Raw genomic sequence first — 20,247 nt, forward strand, 5'->3', positions numbered from 1 at the left:
GGGTCAGTGCTGGCCGAACAGCGTCGCAAGTCGTTCGACCGCCTCTTCGAGCCGCGAGTAGGCTGCCGCATAGGACAGACGGATATAGTCGCGCGGCGCATGGACACCGAAGTCCATGCCGGGCACCAGCACGACGCCCGCGTCATGCAACATCGCCTGCGTGAGCGCGGCGCTGTCGCCGGCGGCCGGGTGGGCGACGTCGCCGCAATGTGCATACACGTAGAACGCGCCGTCCGGCATCACGGGCACCGTGAAGCCGAGCCGTTCGAGCGCCGGCGCGATGAAATCGCGGCGGCGCTTGAATTCGAGCCGGCGCGCTTCGTAGATGGCGAGCGCGGCCGGCTCGAAGCATGCGAGCGCCGCGTGCTGCGCGAGTGCGGACGGGCAGATGAACAGGTTCTGCGAGAGCTTCTCGAACGTGCCGACCAGCGTGGGCGGCACGACGAGCCAGCCGAGCCGCCAGCCCGTCATGCTGAAATACTTCGAGAAGCTGTTCACGGTGATGACGTCGTCGCCGAACGACAGCGCCGACACGGGCGCCGCGTCGTAGCTGAGCCCCTGGTAGATCTCGTCGACGATCGTGAAGCCGCCGCGTGCGCGCACGGCCTCGACGATCCGCTTCAGTTCGTCCGGTTCGAGCGACGTGCCGGTCGGGTTCGACGGCGAGGCGAGCAGCACGCCGCGCGTGCGGTCGCCCCAGCGCGTGCGGACGTCGTCCTCAGTGAGCTGGAAACGCGCGTCCGGGCCGCTCGGCACGAGCACCGCGCGGCCTTCGGCCGCCGCGACGAAGTGCCGGTTGCACGGATACGACGGGTCGGGCATCAGCACCTCGTCGTCGCGGCCGACGAGCGCGAGGCACGCAAGCAGCAGCGCGGCCGACGCGCCGGCCGTCACGACGATCCGCTCGGGGCTGATCGTGAGGCCGTACGCGCGCGCGTAGTGCGCGGCGATCGCCTCGCGCAGCGGCGCAATGCCGAGCGCGCTCGTGTACTGCGTGACGCCGCGGCGCAGCGCGGCCGCGGCCGCGTCGACGACAGGCTCCGGCGCGGTGAAATCCGGTTCGCCGATGCCCATGTGAATGATGTCGCGGCCCGCGGCTTCGAGCCGCTGCGCCTCTTTCATCAGTTCCATCACGTAGAAGGGCTGGATCGCGTCGACGCGTGCGGCGAGCGTGACGAGCGAATCGGCGGTGGTATTCATCGGTCGGGCGGGGCGGGGAGGGAGAATGAAAAACGGGCGCTTGCGCGCCCGTGGACAAACGGTGTCAGCCGTTGCGGCGCGCCTGCGTTTCGGCGGGGCGCAGCTTCGCGGCGAGCTTGTCGAGCACGCCGTTCACGTACTTGTAGCCGTCGGAGCCGCCGAACGTCTTCGCGAGTTCGACAGCTTCGTTGATGATCACGCGGTACGGCGTTTCGACGTGGTGCGTGAGCTCGAACGTCGCGATCAGCAGCACGGCGCGTTCGACCGGCGACAACTGCTCGATCGGACGGTCCAGCGCCGGCGTCAGCGCTTCGACGAGCGTTGCGTGCTCGCGGATCACGCCGTGCAGGATTGCGTCGAGCAGCTCCTTGTCAGCCTTGTCGTAACCGAGCGCGCCGCGCAGCTGCGCGTCGATCTCGCCGGAGGACGCGTTCGACAGCAGCCACTGGTACAGGCCCTGCGTCGCCAGCTCGCGCGATTGTCGGCGGGCGCTCTTCTTCATGCGCGCTCCGCTTCGTCGTCTTCGTCTTCTTCTTCGTCCTCGTCTTCGTCTTCGTCGTCGCCGAGCTGGTCGAGCGCCATCGTCAGGTTGGCCATCTCGACGGCGACGCGCGCGGCGTCACGACCCTTTTCGGTCATGCGCGCGACGGCCTGCTCGTCGTTTTCGGTCGTCAGGACCGCGTTCGCGATCGGCAGGTTGAAGTCGAGGCCGATGCGGGTGATGCCCGCGCCGCTCTCGTTCGACACGAGTTCGAAATGGTAGGTCTCGCCGCGGATCACCGCGCCGAGCGCGATCAGCGCGTCGAACTGGCCGCTTTCCGCGAGCTTTTGCAGCGCGAGCGGGATTTCCAGTGCGCCGGGCACCGATACGAGCAGCACGTCTTCACCGGTGACGCCGAGGCGTTCCAGTTCTTCGACGCACGCGTCGGCGAGGCCGTTGCACACGGGCTCGTTGAAGCGCGATTGCACGATGCCGATACGCAGGCCGTCGCCTTCGAGATTCGGTTGGTATTGTCCGATTTCCATGATCTTGTCCGTGGTGTGGATGAACGGTTATAGGGCGAAAGCGTCGTGGCGGGTTAGGCGTGGGACGCCGGGCAGGACTTGGCTTCGCCGCCGGGCATCGGAATGAAGCCCGTGACTTCGAGGCCGTAGCCGGACATGCTGCCCAGCTTGCGCGGATTCGACAGCACCTGCATCTTGCCGACGCCGACATCGCGCAGGATCTGCGCGCCGATGCCGAACGTCTTGAAATCGACCGGCCGGCGCTTGAGCGCTGCGGCCTTTTCTTCCTCGTCGAACGCCTTGAAGACGTCGATCAGGTGTTCCTTCGTATCGCCGCAGTTGAGCAGCACGATCACGCCGAGGTCGCGTTCCGCGACCTCGCGCATCGCGGCGTCGAGCGTCCACGAGTGCGTCGACACGCCCGTTTCGAGCAGGTCGAGCACCGACAGCGGCTCGTGCACGCGCACGGGTGTATCGATGTCGGGCGACGGCGCGCCGCGCACCAGCGCGATGTGCGGCGAGCCGCTCGGCTGGTCGCGGTACAGCACCGCGCGGAACGTGCCGTGCGCGGTCTGCATCGTGCGCTCGGCGATCCGCTCGATGATCGATTCGGTGCGGCTGCGGTACTGGATCAGATCGGCGATCGTGCCGATCTTCAGGTTGTGTTCCTTCGCGAATTCGATCAGGTCGGGCAGGCGCGCCATCGTGCCGTCGTCCTTGATGATCTCGCAGATCACCGCGGCCGGCGTGAGGCCCGCGAGCGCGGTGAAGTCGCAGCCGGCCTCGGTGTGGCCGGCGCGCACGAGCACGCCGCCCGGTTGCGCCATGATCGGGAACACGTGGCCCGGCTGCACGATGTGTTCGGGGCGCACGTCGTGCGCGACCGCCGTGGCGATCGTGTGTGCGCGGTCGGCGGCCGAGATGCCGGTCGTCACGCCTTCGGCCGCTTCGATGCTGACCGTGAACGCGGTGCCGTACTGCGTGCCGTTGCGGTAGGTCATCAGCGGCAGGTGCAGCTGCTTGCAGCGTTCCTGCGTCAACGTCAGGCAAACCAGGCCGCGGCCGTACCGGGCCATGAAGTTGATCGCTTCCGGCGTGACGAATTCGGCGGCGATCACGAGGTCGCCTTCGTTTTCGCGGTCTTCTTCGTCGACCAGGATCACCATCCGGCCGGCTTTCAGCTCGGCGATGATGTCGAGCGTGGAGGCGAGCGTCATAAGGGGGCGAGAAAGAGGAAAGTGCGTATTTTACGCCAGCCGGACGGCGTTTCGGCTGGCATGGACCGCGCGCGGCAGGCAAGCGCTCCGGAAAGCGCTGCGGCCGGCCTGCGCAGCAGGCCCGACCGGGCCGCTGCGGGTTGCCTGCATGCCGGCGCAGACGGTTGCGGGCCGGGCTTTGCCCGGCCGCGCGTCATGCGTGATCGTCGCGTCCGCCGAGGTAGTCGAGCTTGCCGAGTTCGACGCCGCTGTGGCGCAGGATGTCGTACGCGGTCGTCACGTGGAAGAAGAAATTGGGCAGCACGAAGTGCAGCAGGTACGCCTGGCCGGTGAATTCGATCGGGCCGACGCGCATCTTGAGCACGATCTGGCGCGCCTCGCTGCCGTCGATCTGCGCGGCGTCGAAGCTTTTCAGATAGTCGATCGTCTTCTGGATGCGCGCGTGCAGTTCGTCGAAGGTCTGCTCGACGTCCGGGTAGCTCGGGATTTCGGCGTCGGCGAGCCGCGCGGCGCAGCCCTTGGCGGTATCCGTCGCGATGTAGACCTGGCGGACGAGCGGCAGCATGTCCGGGTAGAGGCGTGCGCCGACGAACACCGACGGATCGATCTGCTTCTCGGCCGCGTGCGCCTGCGCCTTGCCGAGGATGTGCTGCAGGTTGGTCAGGCCACGGATCAGCACGGGCAGCGAAGCCTGATACATCGAGATGGACATGGGGACGACTCCTTTGGAAAGAGGGGGCGGCCGGTACGCGGCGCGTCGTGCGTTGCGGCGTTGAAACCGCTGCCGTCGCATCTTAGCGCGACGGGATGACCCGTGCGCGTCGCTGGCTGTTCGGCCAGGGGGCGGGCCAGCGGGTCGACGGGCGGATGCGACAGGAATCGTTTCGATGGGCCGCAGATAGTGGAATCGACCGGCCGACGGGACAAGCTACGGTTGGAAATGGGGTCGGGACATCGCCTCGTATCGACGAGACAGTGCCAGCGTCGTATCGATACTGGCACGGGTTCATCCGTCCAGGATGTGGCCGCCGGTACGTGATAACGCTTGAGACGTCGTCGACAACATCCTTTCGACATACCGCGCGATTATGTCGACTTCGAGGTTGACCTGGTCGCCGGCCTTCAGGTGACGCAGCGTCGTCATCTCGATCGTATGCGGAATCAGGTTGATCGAGAATTCGCAGCCGTCCGCGCGATCGTCGACCGTGTTGACGGTCAGGCTCACGCCGTTGACCGTGATCGACCCCTTGTACGCGAGATAGCGGCCGAGCTCGCGCGGCACGGCGATGCGCAGTTCGTGCGACTCGCCGACCGGCGCGAAGCGCGACACGGTACCCAGGCCGTCGACGTGGCCCGATACGATATGGCCGCCGAGGCGGTCGTGCGCGCGCAGCGCCTTCTCGAGGTTTACGTCACCGGGTTCCGCGAGGCCGACCGTGCGGTTCAGGCTTTCGCGCGACACCTCGACGTCGAACGCGGCGTCGGTCTTGTCGATCACCGTCATGCACGCGCCCTGGATCGCGATACTGTCGCCCAGCGCGACATCGGCGAGATCGAGCCCGCCGGCCAGCACGGTCAGGCGCACGCCTGCATCGGCCGACGTGCCGAGCGGATCGATCGATTCGATGCGGCCGACGGCCGCGACAATTCCGGTAAACATCGTGACGATTCCGTTCAGTGAGAGGCGTCAGGCGGCGCGAAGCGCGCCAGGATCCGCAGATCGTCGCCGATCCGCTCGATACCGTGGAACGACAGTCGCGTGCGTGCTTCGAGACCCGCCGGCGCGGCGAGGTCGAACATGCCGGCCGCGTCGGCGCCCAGCAGGCTCGGTGCGAGATAGACGAGCAATTCGTCGACGCACTGTTCGCGCAGCAGCGAGCCGTTCAGCTTGTGGCCGGCCTCGACGTGCAGCTCGTTGACGCCGCGCGCGCCGAGCGCCGACAGCATCGCGGGCAGGTCGACCTTGCCTTGCGCATTCGCGAGCGGCACGATTTCCGCGCCGCGCGCCTTCAGCACGTTCGCGCGCACTTCGCCGCCGGCGTCGAGCCGGCCGCAGAAGATCAGGAGCGGCGCGCCCTCGAGCAGCCGCGCGTCGAGCGGCAAGTCAAGGCGGCTGTCGACCAGCACGCGCTGCGGCTGGCGCGGCGTGTCGATGTCGCGCACGGTCAGCAGCGGATTGTCCTCGCGCACGGTGCCGATGCCGGTGAGGATCGCGCACGCGCGCGCACGCCATGCGTGCCCGTCGAGGCGCGCGGCCTCGCCGGTGATCCACTGGCTTTCGCCGGACGGCAGCGCGGTGCGGCCGTCGAGCGACGCGGCAGTCTTCATCCGCACCCACGGGCGGCCGCGCGTCATCCGCGATACGAAGCCGATGTTCAGCTCGCCGGCTTCATGCGCGAGCAGCCCGCAGCGCACGTCGATGCCCGCGTCGCGCAGCATCCCGAGGCCGCGCCCCGACACCTGCGGGTTCGGGTCTTCCATCGCCGCGACGACCTTCGCGACGCGCGCTTCGATCAGCGCGTTCGCGCACGGCGGCGTGCGGCCGAAATGGCTGCACGGTTCGAGCGTCACGTAGACGGTCGAGCCCGCGACGTCGTGGCCGCGCGAGCGCGCGTCCTTCAGCGCCTGCACTTCCGCGTGGTCCTGGCCGGCCGGCTGCGTGAAGCCTTCGCCGATCACGTTGCCGTCCTTGACGATCACGCAGCCGACGCGCGGGTTCGGCGCCGTCGTATACATGCCGCGCGCGGCGAGCGCGAGCGCGCGTTCCATGTGGGCGAAATCGGTATCCGAGAACATGCGCGCGGACCCCGGTCAGGCGGCGAGTGCCGCGAACGCGCGGCGCGCGGCTGCGAGCGTCGCGTCGATCACCGTGTCGTCGTGCGTGCTCGACACGAAGCCGGCCTCGTACGCGGACGGCGCGAAGTACACGCCCTCGTCGAGCATCAGGTGGAAGAAGCGGTTGAAGCGCTCGGTGTCGCTCTTCGTGACTTCCGCGAAGCTGGTCGGCACGCGCTCGGCGAAGTAGAGGCCGAACATCGCGCCGATCGAGTCGGCCGCGAATGGCACGCCGGCGGCACGCGCTTCGGCCGCGAGGCCGTCGGCGAGACGCCTGGTTTGCGCGGTGAGCGCGTCGTAGAAGCCCGGCGCCTGGATCAACTGCAGCGTCTTCAGCCCCGCGGCGACTGCGATCGGGTTGCCCGACAGCGTGCCGGCCTGGTAGACGCCGCCGAGCGGCGCGAGGTGGGCCATGATGTCGCGGCGGCCGCCGAACGCGGCGGCCGGCATCCCGCCACCGATCACCTTGCCGAGGCAGGTGAGGTCGGCCGTGATCCCGTAGTACGCCTGCGCGCCGCCGAGCGCGACGCGGAACCCGCACATCACCTCGTCGAAGATCAGCACGGCGCCGTGCTTCGTGCACAACGCGCGCAGTGCGTTCAGGAATTCGGGCGTGCCGCGCACGAGGTTCATGTTGCCCGCGACGGGCTCGACGATCACCGCGGCGATCTCGTCGCCGAACGCGCCGAATGCTTCTTCGAGCGCGGCGACGTTGTTGTATTCGAGGACGGTCGTGTGCTTTGCGATGTCGGCGGGCACGCCGGCGGAGGTCGGGTTGCCGAACGTCAGCAGGCCCGAGCCGGCCTTCACGAGCAGGCTGTCCGCGTGACCGTGGTAGCAGCCCTCGAACTTGACGATGCGGCTGCGGCCCGTGAAGCCGCGTGCGAGACGCAGCGCGCTCATCGTGGCCTCGGTGCCGCTCGACACCATCCGCACCTGCTCGATCGACGGCACGAGCTTGCAGATTTCCTCGGCGATCTCGATCTCGGCTTCGGTCGGCGCGCCGAACGAGAAGCCGTCGGCGAGCACGTTCTGCACGGCCGACAATACTTCCGGATGGACGTGGCCGACGATCATCGGGCCCCAGGAGCCGATGTAGTCGATGTACTGCTTGCCGTCGGCATCCCAGAAATACGGGCCTTGCGCGCGCGCAACGAAACGCGGCGTGCCGCCGACCGAACGGAATGCGCGCACCGGCGAGTTGACGCCGCCGGGAATGGTCTTCTGGGCGCGTTCGAAGAGGATCTGATTGTTGGACATGGGCGAAACCTGCGAGAGAAGGGCGCGGGAGCCTGTGCACGGGCCCCCGCGGCGCCTGGGCGGAACGATCGTCCGATTGTACCGGAGACGCGCGCGGCGGGCCCGCCGGCCGGTCTGCGGCCTTTCGGCGCGCGGGGAACAACTGTGCGGGCTGGAAACGAGGGCCCGATTCGGCCCGGCTGGCGATCCGGCTAGCGCGGCGGCTTGCGCTTGCCGGTCAGCTCGGCCCAGCGCTTCTCGAGCGGGCCTTCGACCATCGGCTTGATCGACGTGCCGGACGTCTGCGCATCCCAGGTCTGCACCGAGTACGGGTGGACGCGCAGCGCGTCGCGCGCGATCACGACGTCCTGATGCGCGTCGACCAGCCAGTCGTACACGAAGTCGATGCACAGCCGGTAGCCGCGTTTCGTCGCCGGATCGGGCACTTCGTAAGGCGCACGCGTCACGTAGCCGGCGCCGAACACGCCCTTGGGCTCCTTCGCGACGCGGTGCAGAAACACGCGGTCGCCCGGCAGGATGCTGCGCGCGAAACCGCAGCCCCACACGTCGTGCACGGCCTCGCCGGCCTTCACGCGCGCGGCGACGTCAGGCAGTTCGGGCCACGGCCATTTCTTGGGGCTCCAGATCAGCAGGAAAGCGGTCATCGGTTCGTTCGTGCGTCGAATAGATCAGACAAGAGCCGCAAGCTTAATCGAATCCGCTCGCGATCTTGCGCGGCGGGCGCCGCACCGGTGCTTCCCGGCCTTCCATCGTACGCGGCCGGCGGCACCTGAAAAAGTTGCGCGTACAATCATGGGCCTGAGCGCGCCGCCTGCGGCGCGGCCTCCCGTCTTCACCGCCACGCGCGCCCCGATGCGCGCGGGCTCCAATCCGGATACCCATGTCTCACGTCGTCCGGCGCCGGCCCGATGCCCGGCTGATCCTGTTGCTCGGCGCGCTCGCCGCCTGCGGGCCGATCGCCACCGACATGTACCTGCCGAGCCTGCCGTCGATCGCCGACGGCTTCTCCGTCAGCCCCGGCGCCGCGCAGCGCACGCTGACGAGCTTCATGGCCGGCTTCTCGGTCGGCATGCTGCTGTACGGCCCGCTGTCCGACACGTGGGGCCGCCGTCCCGTGCTGCTCGGCGGCATCGCGCTGTTCACGCTCGCGAGCATCGGCTGTTTCGTCGCGGGGTCGATCGACATGCTGATCCTCGTGCGCTTCCTGCAGGCACTCGGCGCGGGCGCCGCGTCGGTGCTCGCGCGGGCGATCGCGCGCGACGCGCACGAGCCGACCGACGCGGCGAAGGTGCTGTCGATGGTCGCGATCGTCACCGCGGTCGGGCCGCTGCTCGCGCCGCTGATCGGCGGCCAGATCCTGCGCTTCTCGGGCTGGCGCGGCGTGTTCGTCGTGCTGGCCGTGTTCGGCGCGGTGTGCGCGGCGACCGCGTACCTGCGCGTGCCCGAAACCTGGCCGAAGGAACGGCGCAAGAGCACGGCCGTGCTTGCGTCGTTCGCGTCGTACGGGCGCATCCTGTCCGACCCCGTCGCGTGGGGGCACATGCTGTGCGGCGGGATGGCGTTCGCGTCGATGTTCTCGTACATCACCGCGACGCCGTTCGTGTACATCGAGTATTTCCACGTGTCGCCGCAGCACTACGGGCTGCTGTTCGGCCTGAACGTCGTCGGGATCATGATCGGCAACTTCGCGAACACGCGGCTCGTCGGCCGCATCGGCTCGCTGCGCATCATCGCGGCCGCGGCGCTCGTGAGCTGCATTGCGTCGCTCGCGGTCGCGCTCGTCGCGCTGACGGGGTGGGGCGGGCTGTGGTCGATCGTCGTGTGCCTGTTCTTCGTCGTCGGCGTGGTCGGGATCCTGTCCGCGAACTGCACGACCGACCTGATGCATCGCTATCCGCACAACGCGGGCGCGTCGGCGGCCGTGTTCGGCGCGATGCAGCTCGCGCTCGGCGCGCTTGCGAGCGTCGCGATCGGCGCACTCGCGGACGGCACGCCGTTCGCGATGGGCGTGACGATCGGCGTCTCGGGCGTGCTGTGTTTCGCCGGACGCTACCTCGTGCTGCGCTGGCACGGGCGGCCGGTGAAAGCGGGCGCCTGAACCGGCAGCCGGGCGGCAGAATGAAAAACGCCACCGCGCGCGATGCGCCGGTGGCGTTTTTCTTTTGAGCGCGGGAAGTGGCGGGGGCCGCGCGTCAATCCCGCGCGACGTCCTTCGCCGCCGGCGACGCGCCGTGGCTCAGCCAGTCGAGCACGTCGGCCGTTTCGTCGTCGTTCGCGCGCGCCTTCGCCTGCGCGACGGCCTCGGGCAGTTCGCCGTTCGTCGATGCGCGGCGGATCGCGACGCCGACCGCGAGGATGTCGATCATCAGCAGATGCAGGATCCGCGAGATCATCGACAGCTGCGATTCGCGCATCTCGATGTGGTCGGTCTCGAGCGCGACGGTCGCGCGCTTCGCGAGCGGCGTGTTGCTCGACGTGATCGCGATCACCTTCGCGCCGGCCTGTATCGCGACGTCGAGCACGCGCAGCAGCTCGGGCGCGCGTCCCGACTTCGACACCGCGACGATCACGTCGCCCTTGCCGAGCAGCGCGGCCGATGCGGCCTGCATGTACAGGTCGCCGTACGCGATGGTCGGAATCCCGAAGCGGAAGAACTTGTAGTGCGCGTCCTGCGCGACGATGTTCGAGTTGCCGAGCCCGTAGAACTCGATGCGCCGCGCGCCGTTCAGGATCTCGATCGCGTTCTCGACGTGTTCGAAATTCAGGTGCTCGCGCAGTTGCAGGATCGCCGACACCGTGTTGTCGAGCACCTTCGCGCCGAAATCGGTGGCCGTATCGCCGAGATGCACCTGGCTGTGGCTCATCGGGATCGTGCCGGTGAGGCCGGTGGCGAGCTTCAGCTTGAAGTCCGACAACCCCTGGCAGCCGAGCGAACGGCAGAAGCGGATCACGGTCGGCTGGCTCACGTCGGCCTTGCGCGCGATGTCGATGATCGGATCGTTGATGATCGAGCGCGGATGGTTCAGCGCGAGATCGGCGACGCGGCGCTCGGCGGGCGTCAGCGCGTCGCGCATCTGGCGGATCCGCTCGAACACGGCCGACGACGCACCGCCCGATCGGTTCGACAGCTGCTCCGCGAGGATCGCGGATACGCCGAGGAACGCCGGATATTCGGCGGTGATCAGGTAGGTCGGGATGTTCTCGAGATAGTGCGTGAAGCGGCCCTTCGCCTCGAAGCGCGCGCGGAACGGCGAGCGCGTGAACAGTTCGCCGAGCTTCAGCGCGACGCCGCCGCCGATATACACACCGCCGAGCGCGCCGAGCGTCAGCGCGACGCTGCCCGCGAACGCGCCGAGAATCCCGCAGAAGCATTCGACCGTCTCGAGCGCGAGCGCGTCGCCCGCATGCGCGCGCTCGACGATCTCCACCGTGTCGACGGTCGCGGCGACGCGCTTCTTGTCGCGCGCGGCGAGCGCGCGATAGATGATCTCCATCCCGGGGCCCGCGCACACGCGCTCGAACGACACGTGCGGAAACTTCTTGCGCGCGTACTGCAGCACCAGATCCTCGCGCTCGTCTTGCGGCGCGAACGAGGCGTGGCCGCCTTCGCTGCCGAGCGCGATCCAGCGGTCGTCGGCCGGGATCAGCCCCGACACGCCGAGCCCGGTGCCGGGCCCGAGCAGCCCGATCACGCTGTTCTGGCGGCGCGCACCGCCGCCGACCTGCACGCGTTGCGCATCGGTCAGGCCCGGCAGCGCCATCGCGAGCGCGGTGAAGTCGTTGACGACGAGCAGCGTGTCGAAGCCGAGCGCGCGGCGCGTCGCCTCGATCGAGAAGCTCCAGTCGTGGTTGGTCATCGTGACCTGGTCGCCGTCGACCGGATTCGCGATCGCGATCGCCGCGTGGTTCACGCGGGCGATCTTCACGTCCTTCAGGTATTTGCGGATCGCGTCGGTGAGCGTCGGATAGTCGGCGCCGGGATACACGCGGATCTGCGTGATGTCGCCCGGGCCGGTTTCCAGCGCGAAGCGCGCGTTGGTGCCGCCGACGTCCGCGAGCAAGCGCGGGCCGTCGGCATGCTGGCCTGCGACGACCGCCTTACTTTGCGCACCAGTAGACATCGAGCTGGGTCCCCTTGTCGTTGGCCAGTTGGGAAATCGCGTTCTTCTGCAGCGATGCGGCCGCGGCATCGAGCACGGCGCGCTTCGCGGGGCCCGCGATCAGCAGGAACAGCCGGTCGACGCGCTTGAGCGCATCGAGCGAAAAGCTCACGCGCGCGTGCGGCGCGGCGCCGGGATGCACGGCGACGAAACGCTCGGGCGTCGCGATCGCATGATCCCATTCGGGCGCGTCGGCGAAGATCGACGCGGTGTGGCCGTCCTCGCCCATGCCGAGCACCGCGACGTTCGGCACGCGATAGTCGGCGTTCGCGTTCAGCGCGGCGACGTGCGCGTCGAGCGCGGCGCGCGTGTCGACGAGCGGCAGGAAGCGGGCAGAGGCCGCCGCGTGCTGCAGCAGCGTGTCGCGCACGAGGTGCGCGTTGCTCGCCGCGTCGTCCTCCGGCACCCAGCGGTCGTCGACCAGCGTGACGTCGATACCGGCCCAGTCGAGCGCCGCATGCGACAGCGTGTGCAGGAACGGGCGCGGGCTCGTGCCGCCGGATACCGCGAGCGTCGGGCGCGCGGGGCCGGCGAGCGCGTCGCGCAGCGCATCGCCGACGGCGTGCGCGAGCGCGTCGCTTTGCGCTTCCTGGGTGTCGAAAGCGTGGATCTCGATCACATCTCCTCCGGACTGCTTTGTCTGTTCAAATCGTATGAATCGTGGGGCACGTTGCCGGACGCGGTGGCGCGCACGGCAACGGTTTGCATCAGTTTTCTTCTTCGAGCCAGCAGGTGTCGTGCTGCGCGAGCATCGCGCTCGCCGCGGCCGGCCCCCAGGTGCCCGCCGCGTACGGCTTCGGCGGCTTCAGCGAGCGCGCCCATTCGTTCAGGATCGGCTCGACCCAGCGCCATGCGGCTTCCTGTTCGTCGCGGCGCACGAACAGCGCGAGACGGCCGTTGATCACGTCGAGCAGCAGGCGCTGGTACGCCTCCATCTGCCCTTCCTTGAAGAACTGGTCGAACGCGAGGTCGAGGTGCACGCTCGCGAGGTTCATCCCTTCGCCGGGCTGCTTCGCGAGGCAGTACAGGCGGATCGTCTCGTTCGGCTGCAGCCGGATCACGAGGCGGTTCGAACCGGCGCGCAGTGCGGTCGGCCCGAGCGCCGAGTGCGGCACGGGGCGGAAGTTGACGACGATCTCCGCGACGCGGTCGGCGAGACGCTTGCCGGTGCGCAGGAAGAACGGCACGCCGGCCCAGCGCCAGTTCTCGATCTCGACCTTCAGCGCGACGAAGGTTTCGGTCTGGCTGTCGGGCTTCACGCCCGGCTCGGTCGCGTAGGCCGGCACCTGCGCGCCCTTGATCACGCCCGCATGATACTGGCCGCGCACCGCGACCTTGCCGATGTCGCGCGGATCGACCGGCTTCAGCGCCCGCAGCACGCGCAGCTTCTCGTCGCGCACCGAGTCGGAATCCATCGAGTGCGGCGGTTCCATCGCGACGATCGACAGCAGTTGCAGCAGGTGGTTCTGCACCATGTCGCGCAGCGCGCCCGTATTGTCGTAGAAATCGCCGCGCGCCTCGACGCCGAGCTCCTCGGCGATCGTGATCTGGATGCTCTCGACCCATTCGCGGCGCCACAGCGGCTCGAACAGCGCGTTGCCGAAGCGCAGCGCGAGCAGGTTCTGTACCGGCTCCTTGCCGAGGTAGTGGTCGATCCGGTAGATCTGGCCTTCCGCGAAGATCTCGCCGACCGCGTCGTTGATCGCGTTCGACGACTTCAGATCGTAGCCGAGCGGCTTCTCGAGCACGATGCGCGAGCCTTCGTTCAGGCCGACCGACGCGAGCGCCTTGCAGATCGGCACGAACAGCGACGGGCCCGTCGCGAGATAGAACACGCGGATGCCGGGCAGCGACGCGATCGCGTCGCGCAGCACGACGTAGTCTTCCGCGCGGCCGAGGTCGAGCTTTACGTACTCGATGCGTTCGAGGAAGGACTTCCACGCGGCTTCGTCGAGGGCCTTGCCGGCCGCCTTGGCCGCATGCGGCTTCACATGCGTGTCGACCCACTCGAGATAACCCGCCCGATCCGATTCGTGCCGCGCCACGGCGATGATCCGGCCGCTCTCCGCCAGCATGTTCGCACGGTGCGCTTCGAACAGCGCGGGCAGGATCTTGCGCATCGACAGATCGCCGGTGCCGCCGAAAAGTACGAAGGTAAAGCTGGAATCGGTATGCATGTGTCTCCGCCGGGTTGGGGTGCTGGGAAGCGATCCGTAGTGCGATAAAAATATTTTTGACACTGAATTGTAGTTTAACTACAATCCGCCGCAAGGGGTAGCACCTGGGTGAAGAAAAAAAGAAGTGCGGTCGATGAACTGCGCGAGCTTCGCTTCCGGGAACGCCTTGTGCCGAATGGTATCGGACATTGACGGCGCGCATCGTCAGCGCGCCGTCGGCCCCGGGCTCGCGTCGCATCATCGCGGCGGGCCAGAAACACAAAGAGGAGACACGCCGTTGAATCTCGATTCACGCTTTCTGTAAGAGCCCGGCCGGTCATCGGCCCCGTACGCTACATGCGTCCCGCGGCTCGATTTCCCCGTCGTTATCAAGAAGCCGGTTCCCGGTCAGGGAACCTCACGAGTTGATTCAGTCTGGAGGAGATAAGTAATGAAAGTTCGCTCGATCATGGGCGCGCTCTGCGCCGCGGGTCTGATGGCTGGCGCCGTGGCGGCGCAGGCAGCCGAGAACGTAACGGTGCTGCACTGGTGGACCTCGGGCGGCGAGTCGAAGGCCGTCGGCGTGCTGAAGGACGACGTGCAGAAGCAGGGCTATGTGTGGAAGGACTTCGCGGTCGCGGGCGGCGCGGGCGCAGCGGCGATGACCGCGCTGAAGACCAAGGTGATCAGCGGCGACGCACCGTCGGCCGCGCAGATCAAGGGCCCGCTGATCCAGGACTGGGCCGACCAGGGCGTGCTCGTCAACGTCGATTCCGTCGCCGGCGACTGGAAGCAGAACCTGCCGCCGGAAATCGACAAGATCATCAAGTACAAGGGCCACACCGTCGCCGCGCCGTTCTCGGTGCACCGCGTGAACTGGCTGTACATCAACAAGGCCGCGCTCGACAAGGTCGGCGCGAAGGTGCCGGCCACCTGGCCCGAATTCTTCGCGGTGGCCGACAAGCTGAAGGCCGCGGGCATCCAGCCGGTCGCGATGGGCGGCCAGCCGTGGCAGGACCTGACGCTGTGGGAAGACGTCGTGCTGTCGCAAGGCCCGGCGTTCTACAAGAAGGCGCTCGTCGACCTCGACCAGGCGACGCTGACGTCGCCGCAGATGCTGTCCGTGTTCGACACGGTGCGCAAGATCCAGGGCTACTTCGATACCGGCCGCAACGGCCGCGACTGGAACCTCGCGACCGCGATGGTGATCAACGGCAAGGCCGGCATGCAGTTCATGGGCGACTGGGCGAAGGGCGAGTTCGAGAACGCGGGCAAGAAGTCGGGCAAGGACTACATCTGCGCACCGGTGCCGGGCACGGCGAATGCTTACACGTTCAACGTCGATTCGTTCGTGTTCTTCCAGCAGAAGGGCGACAAGGCCGCGACGCCGGGCCAGCTCGCACTCGCGAAGACGATCATGACACCGGACTTCCAGGAGCAGTTCAGCCTGCTGAAGGGCTCGGTGCCCGTGCGTCTCGGCGTGAAGATGGACAAGTTCGACGACTGCGCGAAGAAGTCGTATGCCGACGAGCAGACCGCGATCAAGTCGGGCGGCTTCGTGCCGTCGCTCGCGCACGGGATGGCGCAGAGCGACGCGACCGCCGGCGCGATCACCGACGTCGTGACGAAGTTCATGAACTCGCAGCAGGATTCGAAGAGCGCGGTCGCCGCGCTCGCGAAGGCCGCGAAGGTCAAGTAACGCGCGACAGGCGCCCGGCCGGAAGCGCTTCGTCGGCCGGGCGTTTTTGCATGTGCAGCAAACGGGCTCGCCCGCGAGCCCGTGCCGTACCCGGCGCCGGCCCGGCCTGCGTCGCCCTCGTTCCAGGAGTCGAATCAAGTGACTGCCCCTCTTAGCGGAAACGGATCCGGTGCTGTCGCCGCACGGCGTACGTCGCCGATGTCGGCCTTAGCCGATCGCTGGATCCCGAAGCTCGTGCTTGCGCCGAGCGTCGCGATCGCCGTGGTGTTCATCTACGGCTTCATCCTGATTACCGGCTATCTGTCGCTGACCAACTCGCGGCTGTTGCCGAACTACGATTTCGACGGCTTCGGCCGTTACTCGGACCTGTTCCAGAACGACGTGTGGTGGACTTCCGCCGCGAACCTCGGCTGGTTCGGGATTCCGTTCATCGCGATCTGCGTCGCGCTCGGGCTGTTCCTCGCGATCCTGCTCGACCAGCGGATCCGCAACGAAGGCGCGCTGCGCGCGATCTTCCTGTACCCGATGGCGCTGTCGTTCATCGTGACCGGCACCGCGTGGCAGTGGATCCTGAACCCGGGCCTCGGCCTCGAGAAGGTGATGCACGACTGGGGCTGGACGAGCTTCTCGTTCGGCTGGCTCGACGATCCGGACAAGGCGATCTTCTGCGTGGTGATCGCGGCCGTATGGCAGTCGACCGGCTTCGTGATGGCGCTGTTCCTCGCGGGGCTGCGCGGTGTCGACGCCGAGATCTTCAAGGCCGCGCAGGTCGACGGCGCGACGCTGCCGACCATCTACCGCAAGATCGTGATTCCGAGCATGCGCCCGGTGTTCTTCTCGGTGCTGCTGATCCTCTGCCACATCACGATCAAGACCTTCGACCTCGTCGTCGCGCTGACGGCGGGCGGCCCGGGCACGGCGTCGTCGCTGCCGGCCATGTTCATGTACACGTTTTCGTTCAACCGCGGCCAGCTCGGGCTCGGCGCGGCGTCCTCGGTGATGATGCTCGCGACCGTGGTCGCGGTGCTGGTGCCGCTGATGTATATGGAATCGAGGAGCACCCGCAATGCAGCCTAAGATGACGATCAGCCGGGCAGTGATCTATGCGGCGCTGATCCTGTTCGCGCTGTATTTCCTGTTCCCGATCTACGTGATGCTGTCGACGTCGTTCAAGGACCTCGACCAGCTGCGCACCGGCAACCTGCTGACGCCGCCCACCAGCTGGACCGTCGACCCGTGGCTGAAGGCGTGGAGCGGCGCCTGTACCGGCGTGCGCTGCGACGGGATGAAGCCGTTCTTCCTGAACTCGCTGGAGATGGTGATCCCGGCCGTGCTGATCTCGTCGCTGATCGGCGCGTTCAACGGCTACGTGCTCACGCACTGGCGCTTTCGCGGCGCGGACGCGCTGTTCACGATGATGCTGGTCGGCTGCTTCATCCCGTTTCAGGTGATCCTGCTGCCGATGGCGCGCCTGCAGGGGATGCTCGGCCTTGCCAACACGATTCCCGGCCTCGTGTTCGTGCACGTCGTGTACGGGATCGCGTTCACGACGATGTTCTTCCGCAACTTCTACGTGAGCGTGCCGGCCGAGCTCGTGAAGGCCGCACGTATCGACGGCGCGGGCTTCTTCACGATCTTCACGAAGATCCTGATGCCCGTGTCGCTGCCGATCTTCATGGTGTGCCTGATCTGGCAATTCACGCAAATCTGGAACGACTTCCTGTTCGGGATCGTGTTCTCCGGCGTGGATTCGATGCCGATCACGGTTGCGCTGAACAACCTCGTCAACACGTCGACGGGTGTAAAGGAATACAACGTCGACATGGCCGGCGCGATCATCGCCGCGCTGCCGACGCTGCTCGTCTACATCGTCGCCGGCCGCTACTTCGTGCGCGGGCTGACGGCGGGCGCGGTGAAGGGGTAAGCGCGGCTTCATCCGATACGACGAACCGGCCGCGCACGTCGCGCGGCGCATCGAAACGAACCCGACGCGGCGCCGCAGCGTGCCGCGCGAGACGAGACAGAGGAATCACAGCATGGCAAGCCTTTCCATCCGTGACGTGTACAAGACCTACCCGAACGGGGTGCCGGTCCTGAAGGGTGTCGACATCGAGATCGAGGACGGACAGTTCCTGATCCTGGTCGGCGGGTCGGGCTGCGGGAAATCGACGCTGCTCAACATGATCGCCGGGCTCGAGACCGTGACGAGCGGCGAGATCTGCATCGACGGCAAGGTCGTCAACGACCTGTCGCCGAAGGATCGCGACATCGCGATGGTGTTCCAGTCGTACGCGCTGTATCCGTCGATGACGGTGCGCGAGAACATCTCGTTTGGCCTGAACATCCGCAAGGTGCCGAAGAACGAGCAGCAGCAGATCGTCGACCGCGTGTCGCAGATGCTGCAGATCCAGCACCTGCTCGACCGCAAGCCGGGCCAGCTGTCGGGCGGCCAGCGCCAGCGCGTCGCGATGGGCCGCGCGCTCGCACGCGATCCGTCGCTGTTCCTGTTCGACGAGCCGCTGTCGAACCTCGACGCGAAGCTGCGCATCGAGATGCGCGCGGAAATCAAGCTGCTGCACCAGCGCCTTGGCACGACGATCGTCTACGTGACGCACGACCAGATCGAGGCGATGACGCTCGGCGACCGGATCGCGGTGATGAAGGACGGCGTGGTCCAGCAGTTCGGCGCGCCGCAGGAGATCTACGATTCGCCGTCGAACCTGTTCGTCGCGGGCTTCATCGGCGCGCCGCCGATGAACTTCATCAACGGCAAGCTGGTCGAGCAGGGCAGCGGGATCGCGCTCGAGATCGACACGGGCCTTGCGCGCAGCGCGCTGAGGCTGCCGTTCGACGCGAAGCGGATGAACGGCCACGTCGGCCGCGAGGTGATCCTCGGCCTGCGTCCGGAGCGCATCACCGACGCACGCAACGCGCACAACGGCGAGGCGTCGAGCCTGCAGCCGATCGACGTGCGCGTCGATGTGACCGAGCCGACCGGGCCGGACACGCACGTATTCGCGCAGGTGAACGGCAAGCGCATCGTGAGCCGCGTGCATCCGGCCGCGAACCCGCAGCCGGGGCAGACGCAATCGCTGCTGTTCGACGTGTCGAAGGCCGTGCTGTTCGATCCGGCGTCGGAAGAGCGGATCGCGTGATGCAGCGTACGCGCTGAATGAAAGACAAGGGGCCGTTTCGAATGAACGGCCCCTTTTGTTTTGGCGATGCAGCTGGCGGTGCAGCGGCAGTCAGTGCGGCAGCCGCACGTCGAACTTGAACGTCACCAGCCGCGCGACGAGGATGAAGCCGGTCGCGAGCAGCACGCTGTACACCGAATCGAACTGCAGCCACACGAGCAGCAGGTAGAACCAGCAGCCGACGAACGCACAGGTCGCGTACGGCCGCGAATCGCGCAGGATCAGCGGGATGTCGTTGCACAGCACGTCGCGGACGATCCCGCCGACCACGCCCGTGATCACGCCCATGATCACCGCGATGAAGTGCGGCATCTCGGCATCGAGCGCGATCGACGTGCCCGAGATGCTGAAGATGCCGAGCCCGATCGCGTCGGCGATGAGCAGCAACCGCTCGGCCGACAGCCGCGACAGCATCCGCAGCACGAACGGCGCGAACAGCGCGAGCACGAAGATCGCGATCACGTAGTCGTCGTGCACGACCCAGTAGAACGGCCGGCGCTCGAGCAGGATGTCGCGCAGCGTACCGCCGCCGAACGCGGTGGCGAGCGCGACGACGAACGTGCCGACCGAATCGAGGCGGTTCTTGCGCGCCTCGATGAAGCCCGAAATCGCGAACGCCAGCGTGGCGATCGCCTCCAGTACCGAGATCGCGAGCGTCAGCCTAGGATGCGGCACGCGGCCCCCGGTCGACGGGCGCCGCGAGCGGCTGCAGCAGCACGAGCACCGCGCCTGCGCCGCCGTCGTGGCCGCGCGCCTCGCAGAACGCGATCACTTCTTCCTTCTGCACGAGCCACGCGCGTACCTTGCCCTTCAGCACGGGCTCCTTGCCGATCGAGCCAAGCCCCTTGCCGTGGATCACGCGCAGGCAGCGCAGCCCCTTCTTGCCGGCCTCGCGGATGAACTCGGCGAGCGCGTCGCGCGCCTCGTCGCGCCGCATCCCATGCAGGTCGATCTGCGCCTGCACGATCCACGCGCCGCTCCTCAGCTTGCGCACGACGTCGCGGCTGATGCCGGGGCGGTGGTAATACAGCGAGTCGTCGCTGTCGAGCAGCGTCTCGGGATCGAATTCGTCGGACAGCGTCGCGTTCAGCACGTCTTCTTCGTCGCGCTGTGTCTGCTTCGGCACCGGGTCGGGCGGCGTGCGGCCGGACTTCGCACGCGGCGGCGCGTTCAGCGGCTTGATCGAGCCGATCTCGTTGCGGAACAGGTTCGCGTCGGCATCGGCCTGGCGCGTGGCCTTCGCGGTTTCGACGCGGGTGCGCTCGCGGCGCTCGGCTTCACCTTGAAGCGACTTGCGCAACGTGCCGAGGCCGGCGAGGCCCTGGCCGCGCAATGCGGCCGGGTCGGGCGCGGGCGGCGGCGCGGCTGGCGCAGGGGTCACGGGACGGGCGGCGATCTGCCGCTTTGCGGGATCGCTGGGATGGGGCTGGTTCTTCGCCATGATTCGGTAACAGGGCAGGCGCGTTCGGGCGCGCGGACACAAAAAAGCCGCTGCGCGGCGGCAGCGGCTTTCCGGTCGAG

General features: G+C 67.6%; 19 protein-coding genes. 5 read left to right on the forward strand and 14 right to left on the reverse strand.

The genetic code is table 11. From position 1 onward, the window contains the following. Positions 1–3: 3 nt before the first annotated feature. From CUJ89_RS04815 to CUJ89_RS04855, 9 genes are all read right to left on the reverse strand, one after another. Positions 4–1,200, reverse strand: a complete 1,197-nt coding sequence (locus tag CUJ89_RS04815) for a pyridoxal phosphate-dependent aminotransferase (protein ID WP_114176358.1) — start codon at positions 1,198–1,200, stop codon at positions 4–6. A 64-nt stretch (positions 1,201–1,264) separates the two neighbouring features. Then, on the reverse strand, positions 1,265–1,702 hold the full coding sequence (gene nusB, locus CUJ89_RS04820) for a transcription antitermination factor NusB (protein WP_114176359.1): 438 nt from the start codon (positions 1,700–1,702) through the stop codon (positions 1,265–1,267). Beyond that, complete coding sequence (gene ribH / locus CUJ89_RS04825; protein WP_114176360.1) at positions 1,699–2,226, reverse strand: 6,7-dimethyl-8-ribityllumazine synthase; 528 nt, start codon at positions 2,224–2,226, stop codon at positions 1,699–1,701. Before ribH ends, nusB begins: the two co-directional genes overlap by 4 nt. A 53-nt stretch (positions 2,227–2,279) precedes the next feature. Then, the gene (ribBA, locus tag CUJ89_RS04830) at positions 2,280–3,422 is read right to left on the reverse strand and encodes a bifunctional 3,4-dihydroxy-2-butanone-4-phosphate synthase/GTP cyclohydrolase II (protein WP_114176361.1); all 1,143 of its coding nucleotides are present in this window, start codon (positions 3,420–3,422) and stop codon (positions 2,280–2,282) included. 193 nt (positions 3,423–3,615) lie between these two features. Beyond that, positions 3,616–4,134 carry a DUF1993 family protein gene (locus CUJ89_RS04835; protein WP_114176362.1) on the reverse strand — a complete coding sequence of 173 codons (519 nt, stop codon included), beginning with the start codon at positions 4,132–4,134 and terminating at the stop codon, positions 3,616–3,618. Positions 4,135–4,428: 294 nt separating this feature from the next. Then, positions 4,429–5,082, reverse strand: a complete 654-nt coding sequence (locus CUJ89_RS04840) for a riboflavin synthase (protein ID WP_114176363.1) — start codon at positions 5,080–5,082, stop codon at positions 4,429–4,431. A 14-nt stretch (positions 5,083–5,096) separates the two neighbouring features. Then, a complete protein-coding gene (gene ribD / locus CUJ89_RS04845; protein WP_114176364.1) occupies positions 5,097–6,218 on the reverse strand; it encodes a bifunctional diaminohydroxyphosphoribosylaminopyrimidine deaminase/5-amino-6-(5-phosphoribosylamino)uracil reductase RibD in 1,122 nt (373 codons plus the stop codon). Positions 6,219–6,233: 15 nt separating this feature from the next. After that, positions 6,234–7,517, reverse strand: coding sequence for a glutamate-1-semialdehyde 2,1-aminomutase (gene hemL, locus CUJ89_RS04850; protein ID WP_114176365.1), 1,284 nt, complete (start codon positions 7,515–7,517; stop codon positions 6,234–6,236). A 191-nt stretch (positions 7,518–7,708) separates the two neighbouring features. Beyond that, entirely contained in the window at positions 7,709–8,161 is a 453-nt protein-coding gene (locus tag CUJ89_RS04855; protein ID WP_114176366.1) for a hypothetical protein, read from the reverse strand. Between the two features lie 236 nt (positions 8,162–8,397). Here CUJ89_RS04855 and CUJ89_RS04865 point away from each other — a divergent pair, with 236 nt between their 5' ends. Continuing rightward, positions 8,398–9,615 carry a Bcr/CflA family multidrug efflux MFS transporter gene (locus tag CUJ89_RS04865; protein ID WP_114176367.1) on the forward strand — a complete coding sequence of 406 codons (1,218 nt, stop codon included), beginning with the start codon at positions 8,398–8,400 and terminating at the stop codon, positions 9,613–9,615. A gap of 94 nt (positions 9,616–9,709) precedes the next feature. On the opposite strand, the gene CUJ89_RS04870 is transcribed toward CUJ89_RS04865, so the two are convergent. The 3 genes from CUJ89_RS04870 to zwf form a co-directional block, all read right to left on the reverse strand. Beyond that, a complete protein-coding gene (locus tag CUJ89_RS04870; RefSeq protein WP_114176368.1) occupies positions 9,710–11,638 on the reverse strand; it encodes a bifunctional transcriptional regulator/glucokinase in 1,929 nt (642 codons plus the stop codon). Further along, entirely contained in the window at positions 11,616–12,296 is a 681-nt protein-coding gene (gene pgl, locus CUJ89_RS04875; protein WP_114176369.1) for a 6-phosphogluconolactonase, read from the reverse strand. Before pgl ends, CUJ89_RS04870 begins: the two co-directional genes overlap by 23 nt. A gap of 88 nt (positions 12,297–12,384) precedes the next feature. Further along, positions 12,385–13,854 (reverse strand): glucose-6-phosphate dehydrogenase, encoded by a 1,470-nt coding sequence (gene zwf / locus CUJ89_RS04880; protein WP_114176370.1) that lies wholly within the window; start codon positions 13,852–13,854, stop codon positions 12,385–12,387. A gap of 430 nt (positions 13,855–14,284) precedes the next feature. On the opposite strand from zwf, the gene CUJ89_RS04885 reads away from it, so the two are divergent. The 4 genes from CUJ89_RS04885 (at position 14,285) to CUJ89_RS04900 (ending at position 18,687) form a co-directional block, all read left to right on the forward strand. Continuing rightward, positions 14,285–15,532: an ABC transporter substrate-binding protein gene (locus CUJ89_RS04885; RefSeq protein ID WP_114176371.1), complete on the forward strand. Its 1,248-nt coding sequence runs from the start codon at positions 14,285–14,287 to the stop codon at positions 15,530–15,532. A gap of 138 nt (positions 15,533–15,670) precedes the next feature. Next, the gene (locus CUJ89_RS04890; RefSeq protein WP_114176372.1) at positions 15,671–16,609 is read left to right on the forward strand and encodes a carbohydrate ABC transporter permease; all 939 of its coding nucleotides are present in this window, start codon (positions 15,671–15,673) and stop codon (positions 16,607–16,609) included. Continuing rightward, on the forward strand, positions 16,599–17,456 hold the full coding sequence (locus tag CUJ89_RS04895; RefSeq protein WP_201752273.1) for a carbohydrate ABC transporter permease: 858 nt from the start codon (positions 16,599–16,601) through the stop codon (positions 17,454–17,456). The genes CUJ89_RS04890 and CUJ89_RS04895 overlap by 11 nt, the downstream gene beginning before the upstream one ends. 112 nt (positions 17,457–17,568) lie before the next feature. Beyond that, positions 17,569–18,687 (forward strand): ABC transporter ATP-binding protein, encoded by a 1,119-nt coding sequence (locus tag CUJ89_RS04900; protein ID WP_114176374.1) that lies wholly within the window; start codon positions 17,569–17,571, stop codon positions 18,685–18,687. A 90-nt stretch (positions 18,688–18,777) separates the two neighbouring features. Here CUJ89_RS04900 and CUJ89_RS04905 read toward each other — a convergent pair whose 3' ends face one another. Together CUJ89_RS04905 and CUJ89_RS04910 are read right to left on the reverse strand one after the other, a co-directional pair. Beyond that, positions 18,778–19,401, reverse strand: a complete 624-nt coding sequence (locus tag CUJ89_RS04905) for a trimeric intracellular cation channel family protein (RefSeq protein ID WP_114176375.1) — start codon at positions 19,399–19,401, stop codon at positions 18,778–18,780. Continuing rightward, a complete protein-coding gene (locus tag CUJ89_RS04910) occupies positions 19,388–20,167 on the reverse strand; it encodes a Smr/MutS family protein (protein WP_114176376.1) in 780 nt (259 codons plus the stop codon). Before CUJ89_RS04910 ends, CUJ89_RS04905 begins: the two co-directional genes overlap by 14 nt. Between the last annotated feature and the right edge of the window lie 80 nt (positions 20,168–20,247).

The sequence above is a fragment of the Burkholderia pyrrocinia genome (assembly GCF_003330765.1).
Classification (GTDB): Bacteria; Pseudomonadota; Gammaproteobacteria; order Burkholderiales; family Burkholderiaceae; genus Burkholderia; species Burkholderia pyrrocinia_B.